General features: G+C 35.3%; 16 protein-coding genes. 11 read left to right on the top strand and 5 right to left on the bottom strand.

Annotation, left to right across the window (positions count from 1 at the left end):
* Nucleotides 1-2 precede the first annotated feature (2 nt).
* Nucleotides 3-473: a 6,7-dimethyl-8-ribityllumazine synthase gene (gene ribH, locus HMPREF9171_RS106560; protein ID WP_000152411.1), complete on the top strand. Its 471-nt coding sequence runs from the start codon at nucleotides 3-5 to the stop codon at nucleotides 471-473.
* A gap of 74 nt (nucleotides 474-547) precedes the next feature.
* Here ribH and lysS read toward each other — a convergent pair whose 3' ends face one another.
* A complete protein-coding gene (gene lysS, locus HMPREF9171_RS106565; RefSeq protein WP_000070710.1) occupies nucleotides 548-2,038 on the bottom strand; it encodes a lysine--tRNA ligase in 1,491 nt (496 codons plus the stop codon).
* Between the two features lie 174 nt (nucleotides 2,039-2,212).
* Between lysS and HMPREF9171_RS106570 the strand changes: the two genes are divergently transcribed.
* Nucleotides 2,213-3,115: an HAD family hydrolase gene (locus tag HMPREF9171_RS106570; protein ID WP_000633102.1), complete on the top strand. Its 903-nt coding sequence runs from the start codon at nucleotides 2,213-2,215 to the stop codon at nucleotides 3,113-3,115.
* A gap of 35 nt (nucleotides 3,116-3,150) precedes the next feature.
* On the opposite strand, the gene HMPREF9171_RS106575 is transcribed toward HMPREF9171_RS106570, so the two are convergent.
* Together HMPREF9171_RS106575 and HMPREF9171_RS106580 are read right to left on the bottom strand one after the other, a co-directional pair.
* Nucleotides 3,151-3,792, bottom strand: coding sequence for a histidine phosphatase family protein (locus HMPREF9171_RS106575; protein ID WP_000675284.1), 642 nt, complete (start codon nucleotides 3,790-3,792; stop codon nucleotides 3,151-3,153).
* A gap of 21 nt (nucleotides 3,793-3,813) precedes the next feature.
* Entirely contained in the window at nucleotides 3,814-4,287 is a 474-nt protein-coding gene (locus HMPREF9171_RS106580) for an aminoacyl-tRNA deacylase (RefSeq protein ID WP_000038842.1), read from the bottom strand.
* 294 nt (nucleotides 4,288-4,581) lie between these two features.
* Here HMPREF9171_RS106580 and HMPREF9171_RS106585 point away from each other — a divergent pair, with 294 nt between their 5' ends.
* Nucleotides 4,582-5,199 (top strand): SDR family oxidoreductase, encoded by a 618-nt coding sequence (locus tag HMPREF9171_RS106585; protein ID WP_000404300.1) that lies wholly within the window; start codon nucleotides 4,582-4,584, stop codon nucleotides 5,197-5,199.
* A gap of 32 nt (nucleotides 5,200-5,231) precedes the next feature.
* Here the strand turns inward: HMPREF9171_RS106585 and HMPREF9171_RS106590 are convergent, their stop codons facing one another.
* Entirely contained in the window at nucleotides 5,232-6,080 is an 849-nt protein-coding gene (locus tag HMPREF9171_RS106590; protein ID WP_001254338.1) for a glycoside hydrolase family 25 protein, read from the bottom strand.
* 156 nt (nucleotides 6,081-6,236) lie between these two features.
* On the opposite strand from HMPREF9171_RS106590, the gene HMPREF9171_RS106595 reads away from it, so the two are divergent.
* Complete coding sequence (locus HMPREF9171_RS106595; RefSeq protein ID WP_000594806.1) at nucleotides 6,237-6,761, top strand: ECF transporter S component; 525 nt, start codon at nucleotides 6,237-6,239, stop codon at nucleotides 6,759-6,761.
* Entirely contained in the window at nucleotides 6,745-7,134 is a 390-nt protein-coding gene (locus HMPREF9171_RS106600; RefSeq protein ID WP_000759941.1) for a DUF4430 domain-containing protein, read from the top strand. The genes HMPREF9171_RS106595 and HMPREF9171_RS106600 overlap by 17 nt, the downstream gene beginning before the upstream one ends.
* A gap of 59 nt (nucleotides 7,135-7,193) precedes the next feature.
* Here HMPREF9171_RS106600 and pepF read toward each other — a convergent pair whose 3' ends face one another.
* Nucleotides 7,194-8,993: an oligoendopeptidase F gene (pepF, locus tag HMPREF9171_RS106605; protein ID WP_000421050.1), complete on the bottom strand. Its 1,800-nt coding sequence runs from the start codon at nucleotides 8,991-8,993 to the stop codon at nucleotides 7,194-7,196.
* A 208-nt stretch (nucleotides 8,994-9,201) separates the two neighbouring features.
* On the opposite strand from pepF, the gene ppc reads away from it, so the two are divergent.
* The 6 genes from ppc to pbp2b all read left to right on the top strand — a co-directional run bounded on the left by ppc (nucleotide 9,202) and on the right by pbp2b (nucleotide 18,902).
* The gene (gene ppc / locus HMPREF9171_RS106610) at nucleotides 9,202-11,997 is read left to right on the top strand and encodes a phosphoenolpyruvate carboxylase (protein ID WP_000019268.1); all 2,796 of its coding nucleotides are present in this window, start codon (nucleotides 9,202-9,204) and stop codon (nucleotides 11,995-11,997) included.
* Between the two features lie 105 nt (nucleotides 11,998-12,102).
* Nucleotides 12,103-13,371 (top strand): cell division peptidoglycan polymerase FtsW, encoded by a 1,269-nt coding sequence (gene ftsW / locus HMPREF9171_RS106615; RefSeq protein ID WP_000687014.1) that lies wholly within the window; start codon nucleotides 12,103-12,105, stop codon nucleotides 13,369-13,371.
* Nucleotides 13,372-13,722: 351 nt separating this feature from the next.
* Nucleotides 13,723-14,919: an elongation factor Tu gene (gene tuf / locus HMPREF9171_RS106620; protein WP_001040730.1), complete on the top strand. Its 1,197-nt coding sequence runs from the start codon at nucleotides 13,723-13,725 to the stop codon at nucleotides 14,917-14,919.
* A 181-nt stretch (nucleotides 14,920-15,100) separates the two neighbouring features.
* Nucleotides 15,101-15,859: a triose-phosphate isomerase gene (tpiA, locus tag HMPREF9171_RS106625; protein WP_000087883.1), complete on the top strand. Its 759-nt coding sequence runs from the start codon at nucleotides 15,101-15,103 to the stop codon at nucleotides 15,857-15,859.
* Between the two features lie 176 nt (nucleotides 15,860-16,035).
* Nucleotides 16,036-16,728: a phosphoglycerate mutase gene (locus HMPREF9171_RS106630; RefSeq protein ID WP_000240134.1), complete on the top strand. Its 693-nt coding sequence runs from the start codon at nucleotides 16,036-16,038 to the stop codon at nucleotides 16,726-16,728.
* 128 nt (nucleotides 16,729-16,856) lie between these two features.
* Nucleotides 16,857-18,902, top strand: a complete 2,046-nt coding sequence (gene pbp2b / locus HMPREF9171_RS106635; protein ID WP_000934659.1) for a penicillin-binding protein PBP2B — start codon at nucleotides 16,857-16,859, stop codon at nucleotides 18,900-18,902.
* The last annotated feature ends 12 nt before the right edge of the window (nucleotides 18,903-18,914 follow it).

Genomic DNA, 18,914 nt, shown 5'->3' with positions numbered 1-18,914 from the left:
AAATGACAATTATTGAAGGACAATTAGTGGCAAACGAAATGAAAATAGGAATCGTAGTCTTACGTTTCAATGAATTGATTACATCTAAATTATTATCAGGAGCAGTAGATGGACTGCTGAGACATGGTGTTTCAGAAGAAGATATAGATATTGTATGGGTACCCGGTGCTTTTGAAATCCCCTATATGGCTAGAAAAATGGCATTATATAAAGATTATGATGCTATTATCTGTCTTGGGGTAGTCATTAAAGGCAGCACTGATCATTATGATTATGTTTGTAATGAGGTGACAAAAGGTATTGGTCATTTAAATAGCCAGTCAGATATCCCTCATATCTTTGGTGTTCTAACAACGGATAACATCGAACAAGCTATTGAGAGGGCAGGAACAAAAGCAGGAAATAAAGGTTATGATTGTGCTCTTTCGGCTATTGAAATGGTAAACCTTGATAAAAAATTGCGGGAGCGATAAATCAGAAACCTAACAAAGTTCAGTAGAGGTAATATTAAAACCCACCTTAAATAAGGGTGGGTTTTAATATATTCTTATTTCATTGTAGGGAAAAGTAGGACGTCTCGGATAGTTGTTGTGTCAGTTAACAGCATACAGAGACGGTCGATACCAATACCTAGTCCACCAGTAGGTGGCATACCATATTCAAGTGCTTCAACATAATCGTAATCAACTCCAGTTGCTTCATCATCGCCAAGTTCTTTAGCAGATGCTTGTGCTTCAAAGCGAGATAGCTGATCAATTGGGTCATTTAATTCTGTAAAAGCATTAGCATATTCTTTAGTCATGATAAAGAGTTCGAAACGGTCTGTAAAACGAGGGTCTGTATCATTTTTCTTAGCAAGTGGAGACACTTCGACTGGATGACCAAAGACAAAAGTTGGTTGAATTAAAGTGTCTTCAACGAATTCTTCGAAGAAGGCGTTAATGATGTGACCAACTGTTGTGAAATGTTTTTCAAGAGGAACATTTTTTTCTTGTGCCAAAGCTTGTGCTTCTTCAAGAGTCATTTCTTTCCAGAAGTCAATACCAGTGATTTCTTTAACCGCATCAACCATATGAACACGTTTGAATGGTTCATTAATTTTAATTTCTGTGCCTTGATAATTGATTGGTCCATCACCTTTTACAGTTTTTGTAACATGCTGGATAATACCTTCTGTCAAGTCCATAATATCCTGGTAGTCAGCATAGGCTTGGTAGGCTTCAATAGATGTGAACTCTGGATTGTGGGTTGCATCCATCCCTTCATTACGGAAAATACGTCCGATTTCATAAACACGCTCCATACCACCTACAATAAGACGTTTTAGATGCAATTCAGTTGCGATACGAAGAACCATGTCAATGTCTTGTGCATTGTGATGTGTGATAAATGGGCGAGCAGAAGCACCACCAGCTTCATTATGAAGAACAGGTGTTTCAACCTCTAAGAAACCATTGCTATCCATAAAGCGACGAATTTCTGAAATGATTTTTGAGCGTGTTACAAAACGGTCAAAGCTGTCACGATTTGAGATTAAATCAAGATGACGTTTACGATAGATTGTTTCAATATCAGTTAGGCCGTGGAATTTTTCAGGAAGTGGACGGAGTGCTTTTGAAAGGTGAGTAATATGAGTAGCCTTGATAGAAAGTTCTCCCATATCTGTACGCATTACTTGCCCTTCAACACCAAGGAAGTCACCTAAATCAGCTTTTTTAAAGATTTCGTAGTTTTCTTCGCCAACAGAATCTTTACGGACATAAATTTGAATTTGACCTTCGCGATCTTGGATATGCGCAAAGCCAACTTTCCCCTTACCGCGCTTAGTCATTAAACGACCAGCGATTGTAGCAGTTTCTTCAATGTCGTGCAAGTATTCTTTTGATTTGTCAGCGTATTTTTCATTTAATTGACCAGATGTTGCTGTACGTTCAAATCGTTTACCAAAAGGGTCAATGCCTTGTTCAGTCAAAGCAGCCATTTTTTCACGACGAACAATTTGTTGGTCATTTAATTCTTCAATATGTTGGTTAGACATAATTTCCTCCAAGTTAGTATTCATCCTATTGTACCACAAAAACACTGATAATTCATAATTTATTTTATGAGTTTCTGGTGTTATTCTCATTTTTAATAGACTTTTCACCATTTGAAAATAAGGGTAGAAAAAGGTATAATTAACAATTGAAAATTCAGAAAGAAAAGGATAATCATGATTACTTCAATTGTTTTTGATGTTGATGATACGATTTACGATCAACAAGCACCTTACCGTATTGCTGTGGAGAAATGCTTTCCTGATTTTGATATGAGCGCTATTAACCAAGCTTATATTCGATTTCGTCATTATTCAGATATTGGCTTTCCACGAGTAATGGCTGGTGAATGGACAACAGAATATTTTCGTTTCTGGCGATGCAAAGAAACGCTTTTAGAGTTTGGTTATCGTGAAATTGACGAAGCTACTGGTATTTATTTTCAAGAAATATACGAACATGAACTTGAAAATATTACAATGCTTGATGAGATGCGTATGACACTTGACTTTTTGAAATCAAAAAATGTACCAATGGGAATTATTACAAATGGTCCTACGGAACATCAATTGAAAAAAGTTAAAAAATTGGGACTTTATGACTATGTTGATCCAAAACGTGTTATAGTTAGTCAAGCAACTGGTTTTCAAAAGCCTGAAAAGGAGATTTTTAATTTAGCAGCAGAGCAATTTGATATGAACCCTTCAACTACACTTTATGTGGGTGATTCATATGATAATGATATTATGGGTGCATTTAATGGTGGTTGGCATTCTATGTGGTTCAACCATAGAGGACGTTCTTTAAAACCGGGAATTAAACCAGTTTATGATGTTGCTATTGATAACTTTGAGCAATTATTCGGTGCTGTTAAAGTGTTGTTTGACTTACCTGATAATAAATTTATTTTTGATATCAACGATAAAAGTAATCCAGTCCTTGAAATGGGACTTAATAATGGTTTAATGATGGCAGCAGAGCGTCTGCTTGAGAGTAATATGAGCGTTGACAAAGTTGTTATTTTACTGCGCCTAACTGCAAAACAAGAAAAAGTATTACGCATGAAGTATGCTAGATAATTAAATAATCCACTAGATTCATCTAGTGGATTATTTTAGTGTGTCATTTTGACCTCTTGCCTTAAATAAGATTTATCGTTCCAAGTCAGACAGTTGAAGTCTTTAAAATCATGAGTTTCTATGATTGTGAGGCTGGCATTATCAAGTTTATCTTTGTAGTGTAAACTACCATATTGATAACCCAGTAAGGAACGAATAGACGCAGTTAGGTTTGCTCCATGTCCTACAATAAGGACCTTGTCGTAATTTTTTGAAGCTAGAGAACGTAAGAAACTCTCTACACGATGCGTTGTCTGATAAAGAGATTCTGCACCGAACATGTCATGTTTAAATTGTAAGGGATTTTGATAAAATGCAGTCATTTGACGAGGATAGATAGCTTGCATAGTTGCAATTTTACAACCCTCTAAAGTTCCCAATGCCCATTCACGAAGCTGAGGAGTATAGTGGATTTCTTTTGGGCATGAATTAGCATCATTGAGGATATTAACAGTATCTCTAGCACGACCTAAGTCGCTAGAATAAACAGCATCAAAATGAATAGATGATAGGTATTGTCCAAGTTCTTCTAATTCTTCAATAGCTTCTTCAAGGAGAGGTGAGTCTCCGTTAGCACCTTGGAAACGCCCCTCTAAATTCCATTGTGTTTTTCCGTGTCTAACAAGATAAAATTTCATATTTTTCTCCAATCCTAATTATTATTCCTTTATATCGGCAAATTTAGCATTTACGAAATCTGCAAGAACCTCACTATTAATACGAATAGAACGTCCAATTTCTCCTGCAGAGACAATGAGTTCTTGTTTTTCTAAAGCGATAGTATCGATAAAAATAGGGTAATTATGTTTTTGGCGAATTCCAATTGGATTATTTGCTCCGTGAATATAACCTGTTATTTTCTGGAGATCTTTTTGAAGTATCATTTGTACCTTTTTGTTTCCTGAAATTTTAGCTAACTTTTTTTCGGATAAATGCTCGGTGAGAGGTAAGATACCTATTATGGGACCAGTTTTATCACCGATTAGCGCTAATGTCTTAAAGATATCTTGTTTTTGAATACCGTTGGGTAAATCTCCCTGTAAAGCATCCAATTGTAGACTATCATGTTCGATTTTTGCTTTATCTAAAATTTGATCAACTAAAGTTTTTTTGATTTTATTCTTTTTACTCATAATGACCCTTAACTAATAAGTTTGTTTCATATTTATTATAACATTTAAAGATGATTATAGTAAATTTCTACTGAGTCTTAGAAATAAGCTTGAATACCATTTCAGGGAATAATGATAATAAATATCGCAACAGTACTATTTGGAATGTTAAATTAGAAGTTTTATAAATAGCTAAATATGAAGTGTCCTAATGTAATGACTTGAAATCATATCCTGGTCAGGTATTAAACGATTACTTTGACAAGGCATATAAAAATTTCTATACTAAATTTACAAAATGAAGGAGAGGGAACTATGGAAATACTGATTGCAGGTGGTAGTGGTTTTTTAGGAAAGCAGATAATAAAAGCAGCGCTTACAAAAGGGCATAAGGTGGCTTACTTATCAAGACATGAAGGTAAAGGTGATATATTTAAGGATCCTAGATTAACCTACATTAAGGGAGATATTACAGAAGCTGATAAGATTCATTTAGAAGACAGAACTTTTGATATATTAATTGACTGTATTGGAGCGATTAAGCCCAATCAACTAGATGAGCTTAACGTTAAAGCAACCCAAAAAGCAGTAGCACTCTGTCACAAAAATCAAATACCAAAGTTAGTTTACATTTCAGCCAACAGCGGCTATTCAGCTTACATTAGAAGTAAAAGGAAGGCAGAGCAGATAATCAAAGCAAGCGGTCTGGATTATCTTTTTGTAAGGCCAGGTTTGATGTATGGTGAAGAGCGACCTCTCTCGATTTTCCAAGCCAAGTGTATAAAGTTATTTAGTCATTTGCCTTTCTTAGGTATTGTTGTACAAAAGGTCTTTCCAACTAAGGTTGTGATAGTGGCAGATACAATCGTTACTACGCTTAGGAAAAAACCAACCGCAAAAATCCTTTCTATTGAAGAATTAAATAATAAATAGTTTATCAAAAAAGCTACTGTTAACAGTAGCTTTTAATCTTTTACTTTTCCAAAAAGTTTCTCATAAGTTTTCTTCTTGTCTTTATTAACTGCAATTTGATTTAAATCAAGCGGTTGATTGAATCCTGGTAGATAACCTTGAGAGGTGTATTGGTGTAAATCGTATTTAAGTTCAGTTTGCGGAGCTGCTTCATAGTATCCAGAATCGCTACCATAAGTTGGAATCCAAACAGCGTCAAATCCTTTTACAGAGATACCTTGCTCAGTCATAAAGTAAGTACCGATGTAGATACCAACATTTTTAGCACCAAGTCTTTTTAATTCTTTTCGGAATGCTTGGACACCTTTATTCATGTTAGACATTGTCTCCTCTTCTACGTCAATCCAATAAAAAGTTGGTTTGTAAGGAGCTGCATTCTTATAAAATATTTGAGCCTCTTCTTTCATTTCTTTAACACTTGAACCAAGTGCATAACTGTAGACAGCTACCGGGATATTTCGCTTTTGAAATTCTTTGATATGGGTCTTAAACGATTTATCGATTCCAGTTGTATAAGCAGCGTTATTAGTCTTAGATATCTTTGATCCACCAAAGACACGAATAACAACACCTGAAATATTTTTTGAAAGCGTATCGTAATCAATCTCCTTAGGAAGTTGCCAACCAGAGACATCGATAATCGGTTTAAGAACAAACTCTTTATCTTTCGATGATGTTGATTTTTGCGGTACTTTTGAAGCTTTTACGGATGGAATTGTCTTTTTAGCTTCAACTAATTCTTTTTTCAAAGTATTTGTCGAATGTAAATGACCAATAATTAATAAAAGTCCAAATAAACTGAAAAAAACCGCAACAACAATAGGTTTAATTCTTCTTCTCATTATTGATATTGTAACTTAAAAGGTTTAAAAAATCAAAGTTTACAGGCTTATTTACGTTCTTTTAAAAAAAGAGGTCGTTTATGTAACATTAGAAATGAAATTGTAATAAAAAAGACTTTTAAGCGGTAGTCATAGTTTTGAGGTATAATTAAAGACATGATAAAGAATTCAACTTTAACTAAATTGACTAGAGTCGCTATATTATCTGCTTTGTGTGTTGTGTTGAGATATGCTTTTGCGCCTCTGCCTAACATTCAGCCAATTACTGCCATTTTTTTGATTACAGTTGTCTTATTCGATTTAAAAGAAGGTGTAGCTACTGTAACTATAACAATGCTAGTTTCTTCTTTTTTAATGGGCTTTGGGCCATGGGTCTTTTTGCAAATCATTTCCTTCACTTTAATTTTATGCTTGTGGAAATTTCTGATATATCCGCTGACAAAAGCTGTATGTTTTGGTAAAATAACGGAGGTAGTACTTCAAACTTTCTTTGCAGGAGGGTTAGGGGTTGTTTATGGCGTCATTATTGATACCTGTTTTGCTTGGTTATATCATATGCCTTGGTGGACTTATGTATTAGCAGGACTTAGTTTTAATATGGCACACGCTTTATCAACTTGTTTATTTTATCCTCTTTTGTTACCGATTTTAAGGAGATTTAGGAATGAAAAAATACATTAAATTATTCTTGCTAACAGTATTCGCTACAACTTTAGTAGCTTGCGGGCAACCATCTACATCGAATAAGACAACAACTAGCTCAACGTTAGAAGTTGGTAAGGTTGAATTGGTGGTTAAAGAAGATACGAACGTGTTAAGTGAAAAGGTTGTTTACCATAAAGGTGATACTATTTTGGATGTGCTTAAAGCTAACTATAAAGTTAAAGAAAAAGATGGTTTCATTACTTCAATTGATGGCATCAGCCAAGATGAAACCAAAGGGCTTTATTGGATGTTCAAGGTCAATAATAAATTAGCTCCTAAGGCAGCAAACCAAATTAAAGTTAAAAAGAATGACAAAATTGAATTTTATCAGGAAGTTTACAAAAAATAAGATAAAAACAAGTTGGAGATATCTCCAACTTGTTTTTATGTTTTTTGAAAGGCTGTAGTTTAGCCTTGCTCAATAAGATTACTGTAATTAATAATTTGGTCTACAGTGTTAGATAAGAAATTAATAGTATCGCGCAGAGGCTTATCAGTAGAAATATCAGCACCGATTAATAGAGCTGTTTCTAAAGGGGTACGGCTCCCACCAGATTTCAAGAATGCTAACCACTCTTTTGCTCCGTTTGGATTATTTTTGAGATTGAGATAGCCGGCTGTCGAGATTACTAATCCAGCAGAGTAAGTATAGCTATAGAGCCCCATGTAGTAATGAGCTTGTCTCATCCATGTCAAAGCGGCATCGTCATCTATTTCAATAGCATCTCCCCAGAATTGTGTTAATACTTCCTTCATAATAGTATTTAATTGTTCTGCTCCAAAAGTTCCTCCCTCCTCAATTAGAGTGTAAACTTTACGTTGGAAAGCAGCTTCAAGTAAGTGAGTAATGAAATTGTGGAAGTAAGTATCAGTTAAGCGATGTGCAAGAGCAAAGCGTTTTTGACGTGCTGTATCAAATTGGTTTTCTAAGTAGTCACTAAGTAAAAGTTCGTTAAAAGTAGATGGAGCTTCAACATAGTAAGTGGACATGTGAGTATTGAAAAAACTTTGGTGATTATCTGAGAAGATAAATTGACCAGAATGTCCAATCTCATGAATAAGAGTGTAGACATCGCTCATACGCCCCGTCCAGCTCATGAGTACATAGGGATGAACTTTGTAAGGATCCGCAGCATATCCTCCAGAATCTTTATTAGCGTTAGCTGCAAAATCAACCCAACGCTCTTTTTGATAGCGCTCAACCTCTTGGGAATATTCTTTTCCTAAAGGAGCAACTGATTTCATTACTAAGTCATAGGCATCATTGATACTTACTTCGGGATTAAGTTCGTTATCAATGTCTAATTTCCAATCTGCAAAAGTCATCTTTTCAATACCATTAACATCGGCGATATGTTTGAGGAATCGTTGAGCTACTGGACCAAATTCATCCATGATAAGATCAATTTGTCTGTCAAACATTGAACGGTCAACTTCTTGTTCGGAAAGAAGATAATCAAAAACACTATCGTAACCACGCATATCAGCAATTAACTTTTCAGATTTGACTTTTGCAAGATAAGCCGCAGCTGCAGCATTTTGGTGCTGACGTAGACCTTTCGAGAATGAACGGAAGGATTTTTCACGTATCTCTGCATTTTCGTGATTTTGAAAGTAATTTTCATAAGTTACAAAACTATTTTTGTAGGTTTTTCCGTCAACTTCAAAATCTTCCATATCAAAATCGCCAGCACGCATTTTAGTATAAATATCATATGGTGTATTTAGGACTTCATTTAAGTTTGTCAAAGCTTTTTCGACTTCTGGACTTAATAAGTGTTGCTTTTGAATTTTAGCTTGGCGAATAGTTGCTTTGAAATGAGGGTTATTTTCTAAAGAATCTAAAATCTTTATATCTGCATTTGCTAGGGCAGTATTAAAGAAAGAAAGTAGTACATTAGCTTTAGTTGCGAAGTCTGATCCTGCTTGAGAAATTTGTGCAAACTCTTCGTTGCTAAAGTCAGTAGTTTGAGGCATAAAAGCATAGGTATCAATGTGACTCATCTGGATATAAATATGCTCGATTTCCATAAGGGCACTAGTAAAATCCTCAACACAATTAAGTTTTCCCTCGTAATTTTTTTTGAAAACCTTGATATCCTCAAGAGCTTTTTCAATAGCCAGTAAAAAATCTTGACGATCTTTGTAGAGAGCAGTCAGATCCCAAAGTTCATTTTCAGGGAATTCAGAGCGTTTTTTAAGTTCCATGCGATACTCCTTTAATAATAGTTGTTAATTAACAATTAATCAGTTAATCTCAATTATCCTCAGTATATCAAAAAAGTCGAACAAGAAAAACTGATTACTGTCATAAATAAGTAAAAATCTGAAAATTCTATCTAAAAATCCTAGAATGGTTTACTTTTTACTTTAAAATGGTATCATAGTAGTGAGATTTAAGAGAGGAAGTGATGGTTTGTCCCACCCGAAATTAGAAAGTAGTAGCAATAAAGAAATCATTACCGAAGAGGTCGGTTTACTGAAGCAGCTTTTGGATGAAGCAACGCAAAAATTGATTGGTAGTGAATCATTTGACAAGATTGAAAAAATAGTTTCATTATCATCAACTGACGATTATACTGGTCTGAAGGAAACTATTTCGGCTTTAAGCAACGAGGAGATGGTTATTGTTTCTCGTTACTTCTCTATTTTGCCGCTCTTAATTAATATTTCAGAAGACGTTGATTTAGCGTATGAAATTAATTATAAAAATAATCTTAACCAAGATTACCTAGGAAAGTTATCAACGACTATTGATGTTGTAGCTGGCCATGAAAATGCTAAAGATATTCTTGAACATGTCAATGTTGTGCCTGTGCTAACAGCTCATCCTACTCAGGTGCAGCGTAAAACGGTGCTCGAATTAACGTCTAAGATTCATGATTTATTACGTAAATACAGAGATGTCAAGGCAGGAATCGTGAATCAAGAAAAATGGTATGCTGACTTGCGTCGTTACATCGGCATTATCATGCAAACAGACACTATTCGCGAGAAAAAATTGAAAGTCAAAAATGAGATAACCAATGTAATGGAATATTACAACCGTTCTTTTATTAAAGCAGTTACCAAATTAACAGCAGAATATAAGGCACTGGCAGCTAAAAAAGGTATTCACTTGGAGAATCCTAAGCCTCTGACTATGGGGATGTGGATTGGTGGTGATAGAGATGGCAATCCCTTTGTAACTGCTGAGACACTAAGATTATCAGCTATGGTACAAAGTGAAGTGATTATTAACCATTATATTGAGCAGCTAAATGAGCTTTATCGTAATATGTCACTTTCAATAAGTCTAACTGAAGTCTCTCCCGAACTTGTTACATTGGCAAACCAGTCACAAGATAATTCGGTATATAGGGAAAATGAACCTTACCGTAAAGCTTTCAATTTTATCCAAGATAAACTAGTACAAACCCTACTAAATTTAAAAGTTGGTTCTTCCCCAAAAGAGAAATTTGTTAGTCGTCAAGAATCTTCTGATATTGTAGGAAGGTATATAAAATCACATATCGCTCAAGTTGCTTCTGACATACAGACAGAAGAACTACCAGCATACGCTACTGCTGAGGAGTTTAAACAAGATTTGTTACTTGTGAAGCAATCTTTAGTTCAATATGGACAAGATTCTCTTGTCGATGGCGAATTAGCTTGTCTTATTCAAGCAGTAGATATCTTTGGATTTTATTTAGCTACTATTGATATGCGTCAAGATTCTAGTATTAATGAAGCTTGTGTAGCAGAATTATTGAAGTCTGCCAATATTGTAGATGATTACAGTTCTCTTTCAGAAGAAGAAAAATGTCAACTTCTCTTAAAAGAATTAACAGAAGATCCTAGAACATTATCTTCTACGCATGCTCCTAAATCCGAGTTACTTCAAAAAGAATTGGCTATTTTCCAAACAGCACGTGAGTTAAAAGATCAATTGGGTGAAGACATTATAAAACAGCATATCATTTCTCACACAGAGAGCGTTTCGGATATGTTTGAGTTAGCTATCATGTTAAAAGAAGTTGGACTAATTGATGCCAATCAAGCTCGTATTCAGATTGTACCGTTATTTGAAACCATCGAAGATTTGGATAATTCACGTGATATTATGACCCAGTATCTACATTATGAATTAGTTAAAAAATGGATTGCTACTAACAACAATTATCAAGAAATAATGCTAGGTTATTCAGATAGTAATAAAGATGGTGGCTATTTATCATCTGGTTGGACTCTATATAAAGCTCAAAATGAGCTAACAAAAATAGGTGAAGAAAACGGTATTAAAATCACATTTTTCCACGGTCGTGGTGGAACTGTTGGTCGTGGAGGTGGTCCATCTTATGAAGCTATCACATCACAACCTTTTGGTTCAATCAAAGATCGAATTCGCCTAACAGAGCAAGGTGAAATCATTGAGAATAAATATGGTAATCAAGATGCAGCCTATTATAACCTTGAAATGCTTATTTCAGCTTCCATAGACCGCATGGTAACACGTATGATTACTAACCCTAATGAAATTGATAATTTCCGTGAGACAATGGATGGTATTGTGGCTGAAAGTAATGCCGTTTATAGAAATTTAGTTTTTGATAATCCTTATTTCTATGACTATTTCTTTGAAGCAAGTCCAATTAAAGAGGTATCAAGTTTAAATATTGGTTCTCGGCCAGCAGCACGTAAAACAATTACAGAAATTTCAGGTTTACGTGCAATTCCATGGGTATTTTCATGGTCACAAAATCGTATTATGTTTCCGGGTTGGTATGGTGTTGGGTCAGCCTTCAAGCACTTTATTGAACAAGATGAGGCAAACTTAGCAAAATTACAAACCATGTATCAAAAATGGCCATTCTTTAATTCTCTTTTATCTAATGTAGATATGGTTTTATCAAAATCAAATATGAATATTGCGCTTCAGTATGCTCAGTTAGCTGGAAGTAAAGAAGTTCGAGATGTTTTTAATATCATCCTTAATGAATGGCAGTTAACTAAAGATATGATTTTAGCTATTGAACAGCATGATAATTTATTAGAAGAAAACCCAATGTTACATGCAAGTTTAGATTATCGTTTGCCATATTTCAATGTTTTGAATTATGTTCAAATTGAATTGATTAAACGTCTTCGTAGTAACCAACTAGATGAAGACTATGAGAAGTTGATTCATATTACTATTAATGGTATTGCAACAGGTTTACGAAATTCAGGTTAATATTAATAGAGGGAGGATAATTGCTATTCTTCCTTTTACTTTACTTTGAAAGATGATATAATGCATAATGGTAATTTTTTGATATATTAAAGGAAATAATACAATATGAAAATTGATAAAAGGCATCTTCTGAATTATTCCATCCTCATTCCCTATTTGATATTGTCTATTCTAGGCTTAATTGTAATTTATTCGACAACTAGTGCAACTCTAATTCAGCTTGGAGCTAACCCTTTTCGTTCAGTAATCAACCAGGGTGTCTTTTGGGCAGTCAGTTTGGTTGCAATTATCTTTATCTATAAACTGAAACTAAATTTTTTGAAAAATTCTAAAGTGTTGACTATGGCAGTATTGGTAGAAGTATTTTTACTACTAATAGCACGCTTTTTCACACAAGAAGTTAATGGAGCACATGGTTGGATTGTTATTGGTCCTATTAGTTTTCAACCTGCTGAATATTTAAAAGTTATCATCGTATGGTATTTAGCGTTTACTTTTGCTCGAAGGCAAAAAAAGATAGAAATATATGATTATCAAGCTTTGACAAAAGGGAGATGGCTTCCGAGATCACTAAGCGACCTAAAAGATTGGCGATTTTATTCTTTATTTATGATTGGTTTGGTAATTGCACAACCTGATTTAGGAAATGGTTCGATAATTGTTCTAACGGTCATTATTATGTACTGTATTAGTGGTATTGGTTATCGATGGTTTTCAGCTTTACTTGGTCTAATCGTTGTGGGGTCAACTTTATTTATCGGAACTATTGCAGTTGTTGGAGTTGAGACAATGGCTAAAGTCCCTGTCTTTGGTTATGTAGCTAAGCGATTTAATGCTTTTTTTGACCCATTTAAAGATTTAACAGATTCAGGACACCAGTTGGCTAATTCGTATTATGCAATGAGCAACGGTGGCTGGTTTGGTCGAGGACTTGGGAATTCTATTGAAAAATTAGGGTACTTACCAGAAGCAACAACAGACTTTGTCTTTTCAATTGTTATTGAGGAATTAGGAGTTATTGGTGCAGGGTTTATTTTAGCTTTGGTTTTCTTCTTAATTTTACGTATTATGCACGTAGGTATAAAGGCTAAAGATCCTTTCAACTCAATGATCGCTCTTGGTATTGGAGCAATGCTATTGATGCAAGTTTTTGTTAACATTGGTGGTATTTCTGGGTTAATCCCCTCAACTGGAGTGACATTTCCTTTCTTATCCCAAGGAGGGAACAGCCTCTTGGTACTTTCTGTAGCTATCGGATTCGTGCTTAATATTGATGCTAACGAGAAAAAGGAACTCATAATGAAAGAAGCAGAAGAGCAATATAAGCCACAAGAAAAAAATGAAAAAATAATCAACCTTGATGCCTTTAAATAATCATCCAAACAAAAATCGAGATTTTTATCTCGATTTTTGTATTTTTTGAAATTTAAACTCTAATTAATAGAGAGAAGATATTTGAAGAAAAGAAGTGTCTATTAATATTCTAATACTATAAATTAGGATGTATTTAACAATATGATTATATGATAACTACTAAAAAATACATATAAGAGATAACAAACGCCTCAATCAATCTTACCCGAATTTTAAGGAAATAAAGAAATAAGCAAAAAAGCATAAAATACTTGCTTTTTTAGAGGATTTTGTTAAAATAGATAAGTAAAGTTAGACTGTATTGCCTACCGTCTATCTATAAAATATATTTTATTGGAGGCTTTTCCTAAAATGGCAAAAGAAAAATACGATCGTAGTAAACCACACGTTAACATTGGTACAATCGGACACGTTGACCACGGTAAAACTACTTTAACAGCAGCTATCACAACTGTATTGGCACGTCGCTTGCCTACTTCAGTTAACCAACCAAAAGATTACGCTTCTATCGATGCTGCTCCAGAAGAGCGCGAACGCGGAATCACAATCAACACTGCACACGTTGAGTACGAAACTGAAAAACGTCACTATGCCCACATCGACGCTCCAGGACACGCGGACTACGTTAAAAACATGATCACTGGTGCTGCTCAAATGGACGGAGCTATCCTTGTAGTTGCTTCAACTGATGGACCAATGCCACAAACTCGTGAGCACATCCTTCTTTCACGTCAAGTTGGTGTTAAACACCTTATCGTATTCATGAACAAAGTTGACCTTGTTGATGATGAAGAATTGCTTGAATTGGTTGAAATGGAAATTCGTGACCTTCTTTCAGAATACGACTTCCCAGGTGATGACCTTCCAGTTATCCAAGGTTCAGCTCTTAAAGCACTTGAAGGCGATGAAAAATACGAAGACATCATCATGGAATTGATGAGCACTGTTGATGAGTACATTCCAGAACCAGAACGTGATACTGACAAACCTTTACTTCTTCCAGTCGAAGATGTATTCTCAATCACTGGACGTGGTACAGTTGCTTCAGGACGTATCGACCGTGGTACTGTTCGTGTCAACGACGAAGTTGAAATCGTTGGTATTAAAGAAGATATCCAAAAAGCAGTTGTTACTGGTGTTGAAATGTTCCGTAAACAACTTGACGAAGGTCTTGCAGGGGACAACGTTGGTGTTCTTCTTCGTGGTGTTCAACGTGATGAAATCGAACGTGGTCAAGTTCTTGCTAAACCAGGTTCAATCAACCCACACACTAAATTTAAAGGTGAAGTTTACATCCTTTCTAAAGAAGAAGGTGGACGTCATACTCCATTCTTCAACAACTACCGTCCACAATTCTACTTCCGTACAACTGACGTAACAGGTTCAATCGAACTTCCAGCAGGAACAGAAATGGTTATGCCTGGTGATAACGTTACTATCGAAGTTGAATTGATTCACCCAATCGCCGTAGAACAAGGTACTACTTTCTCAATCCGTGAAGGTGGACGTACTGTTGGTTCAGGTATCGTTTCAGAAATTGAAGCTTAATTTAACTTAATTAAGTTCCCAAACGGCAGTTAGAGTCAGACAGCTCAAATTGTGAAGAGTCCTCAGGGACTCTTTTTTTAGTATCTATAATTAAAGCGTTTTACTAAACTCGTGAAACTTTTAATTAACTATAATTTATGGTATGATAGATTAGTAAATAAAAAAAGAAGAGGTATGTGTAATGTCACGTAAACCATTTATCGCTGGTAACTGGAAAATGAATAAAAATCCAGAAGAAGCAAAAGCATTCATCGAAGCAGTAGCTTCTAAATTACCATCATCAGAACTTGTTGAAGCAGGGATTGCTGCTCCAGCGCTTACTTTATCAACAGTTCTTGAAGCAGCTAAAGGTTCAGAATTGAAAATCGCTGCTCAAAATAGCTATTTTGAGAATTCAGGTGCATTCACTGGTGAAAACAGCCCTAAAGTATTGGCTGAAATGGGTACAGACTACGTTGTTATCGGTCACTCAGAACGTCGTGATTATTTTCATGAAACTGACCAAGATATCAACAAAAAAGCAAAAGCTATCTTTGCTAATGGTTTGACTCCAATCATTTGTTGCGGTGAGTCTCTTGAAACTTACGAAGCTGGTAAAGCGGTTGAATTCGTAGGTGCTCAAGTTTCAGCAGCTCTTGCAGGTTTGTCAGAAGAGCAAGTATCATCACTTGTTATCGCTTACGAACCAATCTGGGCTATTGGTACTGGTAAATCAGCAACTCAAGACGACGCACAAAACATGTGTAAAGCAGTTCGTGACGTTGTTGCAGCAGACTTCGGTCAAGCAGTTGCTGACAAAGTTCGTGTTCAATACGGTGGTTCAGTTAAACCCGAAAACGTTGCAGAATACATGGCTTGCCCAGACGTTGACGGTGCCCTTGTAGGTGGAGCTTCACTTGAAGCAGAAAGCTTCCTTGCCTTATTAGATTTTGTTAAATAAATCACATGATATCTAAAGGCATAGCACTCTAGGTGATATGCCTTTTCTTATAGATAGTTAATAATAAGCTATTTTTGATTATTGAACTAGTAATCAGACTAGATTTTTATGGCTATTTTTTGTAGAATAGTTAAAGTAAATATTGGTATAGCCAAAATTAAAGGAGAAATTTTCTAATGGTAAAATTAGTATTCGCACGCCACGGTGAATCTGAGTGGAATAAAGCTAACCTTTTCACTGGATGGGCTGACGTAGATCTTTCAGAAAAAGGTACACAACAAGCTATTGATGCTGGGAAATTAATTCAAGCAGCAGGTATTGAGTTCGACCTTGCTTTTACATCAGTTCTTAAACGTGCTATCAAAACAACTAACCTTGCCCTTGAAGCAGCTGATCAACTTTGGGTACCAGTTGAAAAATCATGGCGCTTGAACGAACGTCATTACGGTGGATTGACAGGAAAAAATAAAGCAGAAGCAGCTGAACAATTTGGTGATGAGCAAGTTCATATTTGGCGTCGTTCATATGATGTATTGCCTCCAGATATGGCTAAAGATGATGAACATTCAGCACATACTGATCGTCGCTATGCTTCACTAGATGATTCTGTTATTCCAGATGCAGAAAACCTAAAAATTACTTTAGAGCGTGCTCTTCCTTTCTGGGAAGATAAAATTGCTCCTGCTCTTAAAGATGGTAAAAATGTGTTTGTTGGTGCACACGGTAACTCAATCCGTGCTCTTGTAAAACATATCAAACAATTGTCAGATGATGAAATCATGGACGTTGAAATTCCTAACTTCCCACCACTTGTTTTCGAATTTGATGAAAAATTAAACCTTGTTTCAGAATATTACTTAGGTAAATAATCTTATCTTTATATAAAAAATTCAGGCCAAGTTGGCTTGAATTTTTTATTATTTATAACATTTTGAGTGTCTGTAAAAAACCATTTTTATGATACAATAGTAGTCAGAGTTTTTATAGCAAGGAGTTAATGTTGAATCGTAAAAAAAGGTATCGTCTCACTGTAAAAAAGCAAAATGCTAGCATACCTAGACGGTTAAATCTTCTATTTTTTATTATTGTTTTATTATTTACTGTTCTAATCCTTCGTTTAGAGCAAATGCAGATTGGGCAACAATCATTTTACATGAAGAAACTGACAGCTCTTACGAGTTATACAGTGAAAGAATCAAAAGCGAGAGGTCAGATTTTTGATGCTAAGGGAGTTGCCTTAGTTGAAAATGATGAACGTCCTACTGTGGCGTTTTCTAGAGGAAACAATATTTCATCTCAGTCTATCAAAGAGTTAGCGAATAAATTATCACATTACATTACCTTAACCGAAGTTGCTTCAAGCGATAGAGCAAAGAGAGATTATTATTTAGCAGATAAAGCCAACTACAAAAAAGTTGTTGAAAGTTTACCAGATTCTAAACGTTACGATAAATTTGGTAACCATCTAGCCGAATCAACCGTATATGCAAATGCAGTTGCTGCAGTTCCAGTGAGCGCTATTAACTATTCTGAAGATGAGTTAAAAGTGGTTGCCTTATTTAACCAAATGAATGCGACACCAACGTTTGGTTCAGTGAAATTAAGTACAGGTGAATTAAGTGATGATCAAATCAAGAAACTGGATGCTGATAAGAAGGAACTGTTAGGAATTTCTGTAACAAGTAATTGGCATCGTCGTAAAAAAGGAACTTCTTTATCGGATATATTAGGTACTATTTCTACAGAAAAGGCAGGTTTACCAAGAGAAGAAGTTAAAAAATATTTGAAAAAAGGTTATTCACTGAATGACCGAGTGGGAACTTCTTACCTTGAAAAACAATATGAAGATGACTTACAAGGAATCAGACAAATTCGCAAAGTAGTTGTTAATAAAAAAGGTAAAGTTGTTTCAGATAATATTACGCAAGAAGGTAAGTCAGGAAGAAATCTTAAATTAACGATTGATCTTAATTACCAAAACAAAGTAGAAAGTATCTTGAAACAATACTATGGCAGTGAATTATCTAGTGGACGCGCTAGTTTTTCCGAAGGGATGTATGCAGTTGCTATAGAACCTTCAACTGGTAAAGTGTTAGCAATGGCTGGTCTGAAAAATGATCATGGGAATTTAGTTGATGACAGCCTAGGCACTATTGCTAAGAATTTCACGCCAGGCTCTGTTGTGAAAGGTGCGACGCTATCATCAGGATGGGAAAATAAAGTTCTTAGAGGAAATGAAGTGCTTTATGACCAAGAAATTGCTAATATACGGTCATGGTTTACACGAGGTTTGACTCCAATATCTGCGGCACAAGCGCTAGAGTATTCATCTAATACTTATATGGTTCAAGTAGCACTTCGTTTAATGGGACAAGACTATAATACAGGAGATGCTTTAACTGATCGAGGCTATCAAGAAGCAATGGCTAAACTAAGGAAAACTTACGGCGAATATGGTTTAGGGGTTTCTACAGGATTAGATTTACCTGAATCAGAAGGTTATGTACCTGGAAAATACAGCTTAGGAACAACTCTAATGGAATCATTTGGTCAGTATGATGCCTATACACCAATGCAACTTGGTCAGTACATCTCAACTATTGCGAATAACGGGAATCGTTTAGCACCTCACGTGGTTTCAGATATCTATGAAGAGAATGATTCTAATAAGTTCGCTCAATTGGTTCGTTCAATCACTCCTAAAACACTAAATAAGATAGCTATCTCAGATCAAGAGTTAGCCATTATCCAAGAAGGTTTTTATAACGTTGTCAATAGTGGAAGTGGCTATGCAACTGGTACGTCAATGAGGGGGAATGTGACAACCATTAGTGGTAAAACTGGTACCGCTGAAACATTTGCTAAAAATGTAAATGGACAAACAGTTTCTACCTACAACTTAAACGCTATTGCCTACGATACTAATCGTAAAATAGCAGTAGCGGTAATGTATCCGCATGTTACAACTGATACAACAAAATCCCATCAATTAGTTGCACGAGATATGATTGATCAATATATTTCACAGTTCACAGGACAATAAGAGAGGACATTT

This window comes from Streptococcus agalactiae ATCC 13813, assembly GCF_000186445.1.
Classification (GTDB): Bacteria; Bacillota; Bacilli; order Lactobacillales; family Streptococcaceae; genus Streptococcus; species Streptococcus agalactiae.
This window is presented reverse-complemented; position numbering and strand designations above follow the sequence as displayed.